At 59.9% G+C, this 12,898-nt stretch carries 12 protein-coding genes and 4 pseudogenes; 8 read left to right on the top strand and 8 right to left on the bottom strand.

The annotated features are described in order from the left end of the window. Positions 1-27: 27 nt before the first annotated feature. The 3 genes from AC5V87_RS08035 to AC5V87_RS08045 form a co-directional block, all read right to left on the bottom strand. On the bottom strand, positions 28-498 hold the full coding sequence (locus AC5V87_RS08035; RefSeq protein ID WP_495370562.1) for a MerR family transcriptional regulator: 471 nt from the start codon (positions 496-498) through the stop codon (positions 28-30). 75 nt (positions 499-573) lie between these two features. Continuing rightward, positions 574-1,194 (bottom strand): recombinase zinc ribbon domain-containing protein, encoded by a 621-nt coding sequence (locus tag AC5V87_RS08040; RefSeq protein ID WP_495370563.1) that lies wholly within the window; start codon positions 1,192-1,194, stop codon positions 574-576. A gap of 69 nt (positions 1,195-1,263) precedes the next feature. Continuing rightward, positions 1,264-1,536: a recombinase family protein gene (locus AC5V87_RS08045; protein WP_495370564.1), complete on the bottom strand. Its 273-nt coding sequence runs from the start codon at positions 1,534-1,536 to the stop codon at positions 1,264-1,266. A gap of 184 nt (positions 1,537-1,720) precedes the next feature. Between AC5V87_RS08045 and tnpA the strand changes: the two genes are divergently transcribed. From tnpA to tnpC, 3 genes and pseudogenes are all read left to right on the top strand, one after another. Continuing rightward, positions 1,721-2,113, top strand: coding sequence for an IS66-like element accessory protein TnpA (gene tnpA / locus AC5V87_RS08050; protein WP_495370565.1), 393 nt, complete (start codon positions 1,721-1,723; stop codon positions 2,111-2,113). Continuing rightward, the gene (tnpB, locus tag AC5V87_RS08055; RefSeq protein WP_495370566.1) at positions 2,110-2,460 is read left to right on the top strand and encodes an IS66 family insertion sequence element accessory protein TnpB; all 351 of its coding nucleotides are present in this window, start codon (positions 2,110-2,112) and stop codon (positions 2,458-2,460) included. The genes tnpA and tnpB overlap by 4 nt, the downstream gene beginning before the upstream one ends. 107 nt (positions 2,461-2,567) lie before the next feature. Continuing rightward, positions 2,568-4,142, top strand: a pseudogene (tnpC, locus tag AC5V87_RS08060) (IS66 family transposase). Here the strand turns inward: tnpC and AC5V87_RS08065 are convergent. The 3 genes from AC5V87_RS08065 to AC5V87_RS08075 all read right to left on the bottom strand — a co-directional run bounded on the left by AC5V87_RS08065 (position 4,143) and on the right by AC5V87_RS08075 (position 5,465). Beyond that, positions 4,143-4,580, bottom strand: a complete 438-nt coding sequence (locus AC5V87_RS08065; protein WP_495370567.1) for a hypothetical protein — start codon at positions 4,578-4,580, stop codon at positions 4,143-4,145. Between the two features lie 341 nt (positions 4,581-4,921). After that, positions 4,922-5,242 (bottom strand): recombinase family protein, encoded by a 321-nt coding sequence (locus AC5V87_RS08070; RefSeq protein WP_495370568.1) that lies wholly within the window; start codon positions 5,240-5,242, stop codon positions 4,922-4,924. Next, positions 5,232-5,465 carry a hypothetical protein gene (locus AC5V87_RS08075; RefSeq protein WP_495370569.1) on the bottom strand — a complete coding sequence of 78 codons (234 nt, stop codon included), beginning with the start codon at positions 5,463-5,465 and terminating at the stop codon, positions 5,232-5,234. Before AC5V87_RS08075 ends, AC5V87_RS08070 begins: the two co-directional genes overlap by 11 nt. A 581-nt stretch (positions 5,466-6,046) precedes the next feature. On the opposite strand from AC5V87_RS08075, the gene AC5V87_RS08080 reads away from it, so the two are divergent. Both AC5V87_RS08080 and AC5V87_RS08085 read left to right on the top strand, forming a co-directional pair. Further along, positions 6,047-7,156 (top strand): IS630 family transposase, encoded by a 1,110-nt coding sequence (locus AC5V87_RS08080; protein ID WP_495370570.1) that lies wholly within the window; start codon positions 6,047-6,049, stop codon positions 7,154-7,156. A gap of 105 nt (positions 7,157-7,261) precedes the next feature. Further along, a pseudogene (locus AC5V87_RS08085) lies at positions 7,262-8,380 on the top strand (IS630 family transposase). 897 nt (positions 8,381-9,277) lie between these two features. Here the strand turns inward: AC5V87_RS08085 and AC5V87_RS08090 are convergent. Then, positions 9,278-9,505, bottom strand: a pseudogene (locus AC5V87_RS08090) (IS3 family transposase); the annotation flags it as partial. A gap of 101 nt (positions 9,506-9,606) precedes the next feature. Between AC5V87_RS08090 and AC5V87_RS08095 the strand changes: the two are divergent. The 3 genes from AC5V87_RS08095 (at position 9,607) to AC5V87_RS08105 (ending at position 11,996) form a co-directional block, all read left to right on the top strand. Further along, complete coding sequence (locus AC5V87_RS08095; protein ID WP_495370571.1) at positions 9,607-10,335, top strand: reverse transcriptase domain-containing protein; 729 nt, start codon at positions 9,607-9,609, stop codon at positions 10,333-10,335. Beyond that, entirely contained in the window at positions 10,328-10,579 is a 252-nt protein-coding gene (locus AC5V87_RS08100) for a group II intron maturase-specific domain-containing protein (protein WP_495370572.1), read from the top strand. Before AC5V87_RS08095 ends, AC5V87_RS08100 begins: the two co-directional genes overlap by 8 nt. 685 nt (positions 10,580-11,264) lie before the next feature. Further along, positions 11,265-11,996, top strand: coding sequence for an aspartate/glutamate racemase family protein (locus AC5V87_RS08105; protein WP_495370573.1), 732 nt, complete (start codon positions 11,265-11,267; stop codon positions 11,994-11,996). Positions 11,997-12,469: 473 nt separating this feature from the next. Here the strand turns inward: AC5V87_RS08105 and AC5V87_RS08110 are convergent. After that, a pseudogene (locus AC5V87_RS08110) lies at positions 12,470-12,720 on the bottom strand (integrase core domain-containing protein); the annotation flags it as partial. Positions 12,721-12,898: the final 178 nt, after the last annotated feature.

Here is a 12,898-nt window from a genome sequence, read left to right on the forward strand (position 1 = left end):
AGTTGACACATCAGAACACCCAATTGTCTATGTTGTTGAAGAGAAGAGACTTTGTTGATCGGGATGCGATCCTGCGGGGTATCTTGGGTTCTGCCGCGCTCGTTCGGTGATGGATGTGGCGGCATCCGTGGTCAAGGCCGCGCGCGCGAAGATCCATGGCCCATCCGGCAAAGGGTGGACCGCTTCGATCTGACCAGCTTCTGCGGCCAAGCGCAGCGTCTTGGATGCGACCTTGAGAAGCCTGGCGGCGTCGGAGAGATTGAGCCATGGCTCGACGCTATCCTCGGCCCGCCGGAAGACGGGTATCCGATGATAAGATCGCGTGGTTGTGACGCGCTTACGGGTCCAACGGTTGCCGTTGCCCGTCTTGGGGCCGTTGCGGTTGAGCAGGCCCGCAATCAGGTCGTCGCTGGCGATCAGCACCAGTTGCCGGATGGCTGCGATGATGTCACCGGAGGTGCTGTTACGCTGCCCCCGTCGACGCTTCGGCAGCCGCATCTCGCTGTGAGCGCCGCCCGCCCAATGCACGACAAGAACGATCTCGGACGCTTCGTCATCGATATCGGCAACGACCTAGTGGATCAGCGTACGGACGATGCGCTTCTTCAGCCGCGCATCGATGGTCGGCCCTGACCAGATTGACTTGAGGTCTGAGGCCAGCACGCTGAGCATCGTTGGATCGATCGCTGTCGGTGCGGTCGTCGCATCATGCGCGGCAATCTTGCTCTCTACGTCGGCGACGCGGGCAAGCGAGCGACTCCAGCGCGTCTCAAGCTCCGCGGCAACCAGGCGATTTGCCGGATTCGCCGGGTCATATTGCCGGAAGGCGCGATCGGCGGCGTAACGGGCCGCTTCGAGATCACGGCCGAGCGCTTCGCGAACTTGATCCCTCTGATGTGTGGCTTGGGCTGCGGCGGCCGTAGCCGCCGCAACGGCGCCGGGTCCGACAACGCCGAGCAGTGCCCCTTCGATCGCATCATCGACGCGCAAGCCACCGAACGCGATGCAGCGCGGTTCGCCGTTGTCCATCCAGCCGCGCGAGCAGCTGTAACGGGGGATGTGATGCTTCATACCGCTGTAGCGCAGCGTCAGCTTGCGGCCACAACGCCGGCAGCGGATGAGCCCAGCGAGCAGCGCCTCGCCATGCTTGGGCGCGCCATGATGCCGGCTCGTGGGCACGTTACTGGAGACCATTGTACGGATCGCTTCGAACCTTTCCCAGTTCACATAGCCTTCGTGGGCGTCCGGCTTGAGGACGAGCCACTAGGCGCGCGCCTTCCGCCGGATCTTCGCGCCTGCGCCATGGGCGCCGTACCCCGTCGCTACGGCTGTTCTACCATAGGCGTAGGCTCCGCCGTAGACCGGGTTCTCGACCATCCTGTGGAGAGTCGCGTAGCTGGGCCGCCGCCAGGCTGTGTCGCCGTTCGGCTGCTTCACCGGTAGGTCGAGGCCGTGCTCATGGAACCACAGCAGCGCCTGCCGCGCGGTCCCGAGTTCCTCGATCTTGTCGAAGACGAGCGTAATAGCGTCCTGCACACGCCGGTCCGGATCCTTCTCGTAGCGATCACCGACCTTCACAAAACCGTGAGCGTCATCCAGGGACCACGCACTGAGGGCTGATCCGGTCGGCTAAGAATATCTCCCGGAATGGTTTGTCGCGGGGTCACAATGTCCAAGGATAGTCGTAAGGATAGCGATAAGGATAGGCATACGTCTATCCTTGAAGACGGCGCCGACACGCTGCAGCGCATCGAGATCATCACGGGGACGGGGCCGGCGTCGGCGCTGGTCGACCGACGCGAAGGCGGCGATTGTTGCGGAGAGTTTTGCGCCGGGGGCGAGCGTGTCCGCGGTGGCGCGGCGGCACGATATCAGTCCAAGCCTGTTGTTTCTCTGGCGTCGCCAGGCAACGCAGGCGCAAGTCGCGGAGCGCGGGGACAGAGGCATGCTACCTGGCTTTGTGCCGGCCGCGATCATCGGCTGCGGGAGCAAATTGCCGAGTGGGGAGCAGGCGGAGATCGAGGTCGGCGCGGTTCGGATCCGTGTCAGGGGGACAATCGACCGGCGGGCACTGTGCGAGGTGCTGGCGGCAGTCGGGGCGATTGGTCGATGATCGGGCTTCGATCTGGGTTGTCGATCTGGATTGCGACGCAGCCGGTCGATTTCCGCCGCGGCATGGACTCGTTGGCGATGCTGGTGAGCGAGGCTTTTGGAGCCGATCCGTTCGACGGCGGACTTTATGTCTTCCGCTCCAAGCGCCGAGATCGCGTGAAGATCCTGACCTGGGATGGGAGCGGCCTTATCCTTTACTACAAAAGAATCGAGGGACAGTTCACCTGGCCGCCGATCAAGGGAGGCGTCATGCCGCTATCTCATGCTCAGCTCTCGGTGCTGCTCGATGGCTCGGACTGGAAGCGTCTGCCGATGCGAGTTGTGGATCAGCCACTACGAGCTGGTTGATCCTTATTAAGAGTCGTTCGTCACTCATGCGGAGTTGTTGTAGAATCACTCTGCATGAGTGATTTGCCTTTCGATCCAGCATTGCTCCGTCAAACCGTGATAGTGCTATCGTCCGGCTTGCGGCGTTGTCGGAGGAATGCAGCTCGCTTTCGGCCGAGCGTGATGCGGCAATCGCCCAACGCGACGCTGCGATCCAGGAGAACGACAAGCTCCTGATGATCCTGTCCCAGTACAAACGCACGATCTTCGGTCCCCGCTCCGAGACACTGGATCTCGGACAGCTGTCTCTCTTCACCATCACGGCACAGGCGGTTCGTGCCGCCGCCAACGACGACGTGACCGGAGGCAGGCTGCCCGACGGAGCGGAGGACCGTGGAAAGCGACCGGCGCGACGCAACCGTGGGAAGCTTCCGGAGCATTTGCCGCGTATCGATGTCGTGATCGATATGGAGAGCCAGATCTGCCCCTGCTGCGGCGAGCAGCTGCACAAGATCGGGGAGACCGTCAAGGAAGCCTTCGACGTCATTCCGATGCAGTACCGGGTCAAGCGCATTGTGCGCCCGCGGTACGGCTGCCGGGGATGCCGCCAGGGCGTCCTGCAGGCACCCGCGCCGGCCCAGGCGATCGACGGTGGGATGGTGACGGAAGCGTTGCTGGCCCACATCGCGGTAATGAAATACGGGTACCAGCTGCCGCTGTATCGCCAGGAACAGATGTTTGCCGCCCAAGGCATCACGCTCGACCGGCAAACGCTGGCCTCGTGGATGGGTCGCGCCGCCTGGTGGCTGAAGCCGCTTCACACGTTGTTGCGCGACACAGTGATGTCCTACCCGCGGCTGTTTGCCGACGAGACGCCGCTGCCGGTTCTCGATCCCGGCCGTGGCCGGACCAAAGTCTGCCAGTTCTGGGCGATCGCCACCGATGACCGTCCGTGGGGTGGCCCGGCGCCGCCGGCGGTGGTCTAAATGTTTGCCGAGGATCGCAAGGCGATCCGCGCCAAGCAGCTGTTCGGGGACTACCACGGCATCCTGCAGGTCGACGGCTATGCCGCCTACAAGGGCCTGATCAAGAACGGCGGCCATCTGGTGCAGCTCGCGTTCTGCTTTGCGCATGCGCGGCGGAAGTTCTGGGACGTTCACGTCGCGACGAAGTCGCCGATTGCCGCGGAAGCGCTGCAACGGATCGCGATGTTCTACGCCATTGAGGATCGCATCCGCGGTCTGCCAGCGGCGCATCGGGCTGCGGTGCGGCAAACCGACACCAAGCCGCTGATCGAGGACTTCAAACCCTGGCTCGAAGCGCGACTGCTGGAAGTCTCGAAGAAGTCCGGTCTGGGCAAAGCCATTCGCTACACCCTCAACCATTGGGACGGCCTGACGCGCTTCATCGATGACGGACGCATCGAAATAGACAGCAATACGGTCGAGCGCAGCATCAAGCCGATAGGCCTGGGAAAGAAGAACTACTTGTTCGCCGGCAATGACGGCGGCGCCGAGACATGGGCCATTCTCGCCTCGCTCATCAACTCGGCAAAGCTGCAAGACATCGACCCGCGGCACTATCTGACCGATGTTCTCGAGCGCATCGTCTCTGGACGCACCAAGATCAATCAGCTGAACACGCTGCTGCCGTGGAATTGGAAGGCCGAACGCGACGGTTCGGAGGCAAAGCTCGCCGCTTGATCAGTTCGACGGCAAGGCGTCAGGAACTTCCTGCGCATCGCTGGCGTCGTCGTAGATCTCTTCGCGGGTCACGCGCAGCGTCACCTCGTGCAGATACACTTGCAGCGCACCCTCCAGCTCGGTGAACTCCGGCAGCAGGACTCGATCGACGAAGCCTCGTGATGCACGGACCATCACCGTGTTGCGTCGCTGCCGGTGATAACGAAACGGCCGCAGCCCATATCGGCGGCAAAGCGCCAGAAAAAGATGCCGAGACCATTGGTCGGGAAGTGAGAATTGCTGTTCGATCGGTGGATCGTGGCGAGCGAGTTCCTCGACCCTAGCTCGCACCCGCTGCAGCGCGGCTTCCGCCGCAAGGCGCTCACCAGCAGTTCCGGCACCTGCGAACAAGGCCTCGATCTTCCGAAGCTTCTCGCGCAGCTGCGACTCGCTGGTCATTCTGATCTCGTTACCCGCTCCGAACCAGGGTCACCCCATCACCGCGCGCCGGCGGCGTCAATCATCCCGACCGCGCTATCCAAAGCATTCCGCGCAAGTCAAGCCCGGGCACCGGTGATACTATCGTGACGCTCACACAAAACCGACTGGCGTGGCCGCAATCAGTTCGCCACGGCTGGCCCTCTCGTAGCGTGCCGAGAGCGAGCGTTGTCGCAAAAGGTCCAGCTCATACTCGTTGAGGCTCCCCCTTCAGCCCGAGAAGCAGTCGGTCGTTGCCATGCCGCGGAGCATAGACAGCTTCCTGGTCAACCAGCACCGTGTCGACGACGCGACACATCTAGCTAGATCAGCTGTTGCCAATCCCGGCTATTGCGGGCAAAGCGCGAGACCTCCCGCGCACAGACTGCGCCGACCTTGCCGAGGCAGACCTCGGCCACCATCCGCTCGAAGCCCGCGCGCTGGACGCCGCCGGCAGCGGAACGCCCAAGATCATCGTCGATCACCTCGATCTTGGACCACCCCAGCGCCGTCAATCGGTCGCGCATCGCGTATTGCAACGCGCTGCTCTCACGATTGTGCAGAACCTGATGGGCGGAGGACTGGCGCACATAGAGGATCGCCTTGCGCTCGAGATGGTGAGGGCGGACCTTGTCACTGATCATGACCGTCTTCCCTCTTCGCGAGCGTTGCGCTTACCCGTGCATGGTCCAGCACCAGCTGCGTCATCAAGTTCACCAGCGCATCCTGCGCCTCCTTCGGCAGCTCCCGCCATTCCGGTACCCCGACGGCGCCGTGCGCTATGCCACCCGTGAACAGGTCCATCTGATGCACGCCGAACCGCCGGTTGCGCCGAACCGGGTTCGATATCGCCGTCCTGCTTGCCATGAGCCTCTCCCCGATTCTGATCGTGAGAGACTCCACATGCACCGGAAAGCGGTTCATTCAATGATGATGTCGCGCTCTTGACCGCTGAATCGACAAGCGACGACAACGCGTTGAGCGCTTCCAGGCTGACAAAGGGCTCTGCCGTTAGGCTGCCACCGCGAGCACATGCCGCGCGGTCGAACATCCAGGATGGGATCTCCAGAAAACGCTGCGTCTCCGATCCATCCAGCGTGCAGCGGAAAACAACGCCGTCCGCCTTGTCGATCACACCATGGACGAAAACCTCGCGGCCTGCCCAAGGGGGATGCCGGTACAGAACCTCACGGCATACGGTCCCGTGGGCGTTCTCAAGCTTGTTGTACAATGAAGAACGTCCTCATGGGGCAATCGGCAACAGACCGCCGATTTTGCTGCATAACCACGATGGCGCCACCAGCCCGCCACCGTGAAAGAAGCGCAAAACTCTAGTTCTGGGTGGTCCAAACTTCGGTCTCGCTGCAAGAAGCGAAATACTCTAGTCATCTGGAACGCAAGTTCGTCGCATTAGTTGATAGCTCGAATCTCTGTAGAGGAGAGCGCTTGTGGCGAATGCAGGTATGAGAGGCCGGCCGATTGCGCCGTTAGTGCTGAGCCAGCAGGAGCGGACGTACCTGGAGAGGCAAGTTCGTCGTCATCGCGTTGCCCGGTCGCCATCTGAGCGATGCCGCGCGATCCTGCGATGTGCGGATGGCTTGCCAAGCAAGTCTGTGGCTGCCGAACTCGGCCTCCACGAACACACCGTTGGGAAGTGGCGTCGCCGATTTTTGAAGGATCGCTGTGACGGCCTGCTTGACGAGGCCCGCCCTGGTCGCCCTCGAACCATCAACGACGATCAGGTTGCCGCGGTGATCGAGCGGACGTTGCGGACGACGCCAGCCGATGCGACGCACTGGTCGATCCGCTCGATGGCTGCGGAAACCGGCTTTTCCCACACCACGATCCGCCGAATGTGGGCGGCGTTCGGCTTGCAGCCGCACCGTAGCCAGACATTCAAGTTATCGAGCGATCCGCTGTTCGTCGACAAGGTACGCGACATCGTCGGCCTTTATCTGTCCCCGCCGAACCGAGCCCTTGTCCTCAGCATCGATGAGAAAAGTCAGATTCAGGCACTCGATCGCGAGCAGCCGGTCTTGCCGATGATGCCTGGCGTACCGGATCGTCGCACGCACAGCTATGTGCGGCATGGCACGACCACGCTGTTTGCTGCACTTGATGTCGCCTCGGGGTTTGTCATCGGCAAATGCTACAAGCGTCACCGGGCGGTCGAGTTCTTGAAGTTCCTCAAAGAGATCGACGCTCAAGTCCCTGAAGGGCTCGATGTCCATATCGTCATGGACAATTACGCCACCCACAAGACACCCAAGATCAAAGCGTGGCTCGCCCGCCGGCCGCATTATCATATCCACTTCACGCCGACTTCCGCGTCATGGATCAATCAGGTCGAGCGCTGGTTCGCTGAGCTCACCAGAAAGCAGATCCAGCGAGGTGTTCACACCTCCGTCAGGCAGCTCGAGGCCGACATCCGTACCTTCATCGACCTGCACAACAAAAATCCCAAGCCCTTCAAATGGACCAAGTCCGCAGACCAGATTTTGGCTTCCGTCAAACGCTTCTGTCACAAAGCTCAGCAGACTTTATGTGGCGAACTTTAGATTCACGTGACTAGTGTCCTGAGTCACAAGTTCGCAATCGTAGATTCGCAGTAGATTCGCGTCGCTGTGTCAGAGATGGCGGCTGTAACAGCGACGGAGGATCTGATGTCGGCCCAGCGACTTGCGCCCCTGATATTGAGCGATGATGAGCTTGCCGAACTTCAGGCGCTGACGATGCGACGGAAAACGGCGCAGGCGCTGGCTCTGAGAGCCCGGATCGTGCTGACCTGCGCGGAAGGCGGTCAGAACAAGGAGGTGGCGGCCAAGCTGGGCCTGGAGCGGGGAACGGTAGGCAAGTGGCGGCAGCGTTTTGTAGAGCAGCGCGTGGCCGGGCTGCACGACGAGCCGCGTTCCGGGGCGCCGCGCACCATTGACGATGCCCGCATCGAAGCCGTGATCGTGCGGACGCTGGAAAGCTGCCCCGAGAACGCCACTCATTGGAGTTCTCGGGGCATGGCGAAGGCCAGCGGCCTGTCGGTATCAACGGTGCAACGCATCTGGCGGGCCTTCGGGCTCCAGCCGCACCGGCTGGAGACATTCAAGCTCTCCACCGATCCGAACTTCGTCGCCAAGGTGCGCGACGTCGTCGGCCTTTACGTCTCGCCGCCGGCACACGCCATCGTTCTGTGTGTAGACGAAAAGTCCCAAATCCAGGCACTGGACCGCAGTCAGCCGATGCTGCCGATGCGTCCCGGTCAGCCGGCTCGAAGGAGCCATGACTACAAAAGGCACGGCACCACATCGCTGTTCGCCGCTCTCGACATTGCGACCGGACGGGTCATCGGCAAATGCTACGGACGCCACCGAGCCGCCGAGTTCCGCAAGTTCCTCGACGAGATCGAGGCCGCCGTACCGGGCGAACTCGACGTCCATCTCGTCATGGATAACTAAGCAACGCACAAGACGCCGCTGATCCGGAAATGGCTAGCCAAAAGGCCGCGTTGGCATGTGCACCTGACCCCGACCAGTTCGTCATGGCTCAATCAGGTCGAGCGCTTCTTCGCGCTCCTTACCGATAAGAAGATCAGGCGCGGCGTCTATCGCAGTGTCGCTGCCCTCAGGGCGGACATCACCTCGTTCATCGAACGACACAATGCCGATCCGAAACCATTCCGATGGACCAAGTCCGCTGACGACATCCTTGCTTCCATCGAGCGCTTCTGCCGATACAATGCCCCGGCACAAAACGGACCAATGTTGCGAACTTCTGGTTCAGGACACTAGCAGCATGGCTGTTCTATCATCAAATCCCCACGTCGGAGCACGATCAATTAGATCTGACGGAAAATTTGCAAATACACCGCGGCCCTTTATCGGCACTCTTTTAACATACAGCTCGTTGCTGCGATCGAATACCTTGTCACTCATCGTGTCTGTCTTCTCGGTCCTGAGCTTTTGACTATTTCCTTCGTCGTATTCAGCACTGGTTCGATCCATTTGGACGGGAGCACCCCGATGGAGCGGCATCAGGAGCTTTGTGCTGCATGGGACGTTTGATGACGGAGAATTGGATGGACTATCACCAATGCGTGGACTAGGGCCAACGGCGCAGCAGAGCGTGAGACCGCGCTCGATAGGATCTCGAGCAATGCCCAGGCCCGGCAGCAAAATGGGTGACGAAAAGTACTGCGAGGCGGCCGAGTGCGCGGTCGGTTGTCGGGGGCGCGGCCTCACACCACAGATCTAGGAAAACAATACAAACCACCGCTCGATGACCGATGAGCGCACGACCAGCCGGTATAGTATTGGCACGATCAAGCGTTAGCGAGTCGAAAAATCGTATTGGCTGGATCAGGGCAGTCAGCGGGCCACTCCAGACACTCCGCCAGTCCGGACGGGTACGGGCAGAACGGTACTCCACGCTTGCGGACGCTGCCAACAATGTCATGCATACCACCCGACCGCGCATTCTTTGGGGAGCGAAATCTCAGCCTTCCGCTCACATTTTAGGTAGCTAACACTACACTTTCGCGAGCTAACGTAAACTATCTCCAAGCTCCTTACACCTACGTGGGAAGGTAGCTACCTAACACCGGGGGGCTGACCTGCCACTGCGTATTGATATTTCCTCGAAATTGTGGACGGTTGTAGGCGCCTTTTAGCTCTATCTCGCTCGGGGCGGATTGAGGAATGGAGTCGGGTTCGATTGTAGAAGCCCTCGATGAAAGCAAGGACATCGCGCTGGGCCTCGGCGCGGGTCTGGTACTGGCGATGACGGACGAGCTCTGTCTTCGAGGTGTGGAAGAAGCTCTCCATCGGGGCGGTGTCATAAAAGTCAGCCTTGCGGCTCATTGATGCGGTGATTGCGGCGGCCGACAGCGCCTCGCGATAATCGTGGGAGGCGTACTGGGCGGCTTCAAACGCAAGCGTAGCGCCGAGACCCTTCAGATTGTCCGTGCGCAGACTTGGGAGCACCGTTAGAAGAGTCATCTTCGGCAAGGGTGCTCATAATGGACGACCATTCGGACGACATAAGACGACCGTTGACGCAGCGTATCAAAGTCTATGCTGGCGCAGGCCGGAAGCAATGGCCGGATGATTTGAAGGCACAGATTGTCGCGGAAAGCCTCGAGCCAGGTGCGGTTGTAGCAGATATCGCACGCCGTCATGGCTGCCGGCCGCAGCAGGTGCATGACTGGGTCCGGAAGCACGTGACGTGCAAGTGGGCGCTGCTCTTCATCGAACGATGGCTGGCGGCACCTATGGACAAGGATGGAATTATTATCGAGCGAACCCGCGGCACCCCTCAGGGTGGCGTGATTAGCCCGATATTATCCAACCTTTTCTTGCACTACACTTTCGACCTCTGGATGGGACGGGCGCACCCCGACCTCCCATGGTGTAGGTATGCAGACGATGGCCTAGTGCACTGCCGGAGCGAGCAAGAAGCGGAAGCCTTAAAGGCCGAGCTACAAACTCGTCTGGCGGAACGCGGCTTGAGATGCACCCCACCAAAACCAGGATTGTCTACTGTAAGGACAGCCGGCAAGGGCAGCTATTCGAACGTCAAGTTTGACTTCCTTGGCTACTGCTTCCGGCCGCGACGGGCAAAGAACTCGCAAGACGCCTCGGTGTTCTGCAGTTTTCTGCCTGGGGTCAGCGCTTCGGCGCTGAAGTCTATGCGGGCGGCAATCCGGGATTTGAACCTCTCGAAGACGGACCCGTGTGTCAATGGCTGACATCGCTCGGCAGCTCAATCCACTCCTGCCGGGGTGGATTGAGTATTACGGTCGATTCACGCGGGCGGCTCTGGGGCCAATCCTTCGATACGTCAATCAGACAATCGAGGCTTGGATGATGCGGAAGTTCAAACGCTTTATGGGTCGCAAGGCCAAGGCCGGCCGCGTTCTCGACCGACTATCTCGAGAACGTCCCGGGTTGTTCGCACACTGGAAGATCGGCATACGCGGCTCGTTCGCCTGATGGGAGCCCAGTGAGGCGAGAGTCTCACGCTGGGATCTATGAGAGGCCGGCGGTGAGATTCCACCGGCCTACTCGCCAAAGCCGCCCGCCCGGATCTGTGAGGGCAAAGCCAAATGGCCGAGCTACTCGACCACGATCTCTGTTCGATCGTATTCCATGATTCGCTCCGGGGCTAAACTGCCGTTCTCTGCAGGAAAAACCTAGCAGATGGGGTGTATTGCGACAAAAAACGTCCTGATAGCATCTTGGATAGAAGGGGCCATTTCAACGACATCGGAATGAAAAACTTTGGTTGGAATGGTCGAACGGTGGTATCGCAAAGCCACCGCTGAGATTGAGTTTCGGCGCCCGCCGCTCCGCTCGCGCCGAGCGGCCGACTCATGCAGGTTGCTAAAAGTCCGCGAATGTCGTTTTTGAAATTGGCGCGTGTTGCCGAAGAGTAGCCATGGTGTTTTGCTGCGGTTGCGGTCTTGGCACGCGAATTGCTGTGACTTACCTGGAGCCAAGTTCAGCCTGAGTCGGAACTTCGTTGATAGCTGACCCCTCCATCGCAGAAAATCGTCGATTTCTGCGGCCACAAGCGGAATTTCTTTGATATGCGTCTCAAAGCAAGAGAATTCGAGCTCGAATCCCTTGCTAGAAGTTTTTCTTCGTTTGTAGTCGCGATATTTATTGGAGTTGTTTAATGCCGTCTCAAACCTCTCGCGCTCTCGGATTCCTGAACCTTGAACGGAAATTGCCGTTTGACGTCCAATCTCCCAAGCCAACGCCAAACGTGCTCCTAAATCCGGACACCTACGGCTTCCCAGTTATTACAGAAACCGTCGAAGGTGCGTGGTCGGACCGTGTCATCCGAGGTGATCCAACGCTTGAGTCGGCCTGCATTCGTGCCGCTCGCCGTCTGTTAGAGCGTGGTGCCATCGCAATAACGTCGAACTGTGGCTTTTTCATCCGTCATCAAGCGGCGGTAGCCGCTTCGGTGAGTGTCCCAGTAGCAGTGTCGAGTCTGCTCCTAGTGCCGATGTTGCTCCGCCAGCTTCCGCCGCACCTTAAGCTGGCTGTGGTGACTGCCGACTCGAGGCATTGCAGCGAGGACCTGCTCGGGGTTGATGATCCGGTTGAGCGGTCAAGAGTGATAATTGGCGGCGTCGAAGAAGGTGAGTGGTTTATTAATCTGATGAAGGATTGGTCAGAAGACGAGTCGGAGCGTCCAGCGGCACCGAATTACCAGGCCCATCTTGAGACAGATGTTTCAGCCTGCATTGCGCGATTGCGCCGTGCGAATCCGGAAATCGCAGCGCTCGTGTTCGAATGTACGGGGTTTCCATCTGTAGCGCCGGCAATCCGTCGCGTCTCGGGGCTGCCGGTCTACGACATCACGACTCTCTGTCGGCTGACCTTGGCATCGGTTTCTTGAAAGACTTTCTGACGGTGCAGAAAATCGCATGAGCGATGGGTTCGTTCGAACGGCGGGCGGGAGCGATATGATCGTTTCGGCTAGTTACTGTGCCGTAACAACATCAAAAGTGATCATGAGCGCAGGGCCCGAATGGCTGACATGGACTGGCTATTTGACAACCCAATAATCTGAGCCATCAAGATCGCAGTGGCTGCGCCGCAAGCCTTGTCAAGTGAGGTTCTGAGTGGCTTCGCGCCTCGACATTGCAGGGCAACTCGCTGAGCTAATGGCGGTCGCACTTCCGCTGAACAGAGCGCCGGTGTGCTGATGGTCGCGCTCGACCGCTTGCCTCAGATTCTTGACCACCTCGTCGGCGAGCCATGGCACGAAGCTGCTTTCTGAATTCCACTCGCCGAAAGCTATGAGAGCTGTCGCTGCGGGCAACGTGTTCTCGCAAACATTGAGCTGCTACCGGTTTGATGGACACCAGGTTAAGCTAATCCCACCTTGCGCTCGAACTCAATCGGGCTGAGATAGCCGATGGTCGAGTGCCTACGAATCGTGTTGTAAAATCCTTCGATAAATCGAACACATCGGCTCGTGCATCGTCTCTGGTTCGGTAGATCTTGTTGGCGGCCCGTTCGGTCTTGAGCGACGAGAAGAAGCTCTCCATCACTGCGTTGTCCCAGACGTTGCCGGAACGGCTCATGCTGCAGAGAATGCCGTGGTCGGCCATCAAGCGTAACCGGCATGAGGCCCCCACCTAGCCACCCCTCGGCTTGCGCGCGATACAGCCTGGCATGAGCTGATCGGTGGAGGTGGAACGATGGCAAATGCCATGCTTGATGCCAGGCAGGAAGATGACTCCTAGCGTCGCGTCGAGGTGATCACTGGGGAGCGCCGACGGCGTCGGTGGACGG

This window comes from Bradyrhizobium sp. SOJA106, assembly GCF_059448745.1.

Excerpts from the sequence above, each read along its gene's own strand:
- AC5V87_RS08035 (WP_495370562.1), bottom strand. The coding sequence starts at position 498 with ATGCGGCTGCCGAAGCGTCGACGGGGGCAGCGTAACAGCACCTCCGGT.
- AC5V87_RS08040 (WP_495370563.1), bottom strand. The coding sequence starts at position 1,194 with ATGGTCTCCAGTAACGTGCCCACGAGCCGGCATCATGGCGCGCCCAAG.
- tnpB (WP_495370566.1), top strand. The coding sequence starts at position 2,110 with ATGATCGGGCTTCGATCTGGGTTGTCGATCTGGATTGCGACGCAGCCG.
- AC5V87_RS08065 (WP_495370567.1), bottom strand. The coding sequence starts at position 4,580 with ATGACCAGCGAGTCGCAGCTGCGCGAGAAGCTTCGGAAGATCGAGGCC.
- AC5V87_RS08070 (WP_495370568.1), bottom strand. The coding sequence starts at position 5,242 with ATGATCAGTGACAAGGTCCGCCCTCACCATCTCGAGCGCAAGGCGATC.
- AC5V87_RS08075 (WP_495370569.1), bottom strand. The coding sequence starts at position 5,465 with ATGGCAAGCAGGACGGCGATATCGAACCCGGTTCGGCGCAACCGGCGG.
- AC5V87_RS08095 (WP_495370571.1), top strand. The coding sequence starts at position 9,607 with ATGGACGACCATTCGGACGACATAAGACGACCGTTGACGCAGCGTATC.
- AC5V87_RS08100 (WP_495370572.1), top strand. The coding sequence starts at position 10,328 with ATGGCTGACATCGCTCGGCAGCTCAATCCACTCCTGCCGGGGTGGATT.
- AC5V87_RS08105 (WP_495370573.1), top strand. The coding sequence starts at position 11,265 with ATGCCGTCTCAAACCTCTCGCGCTCTCGGATTCCTGAACCTTGAACGG.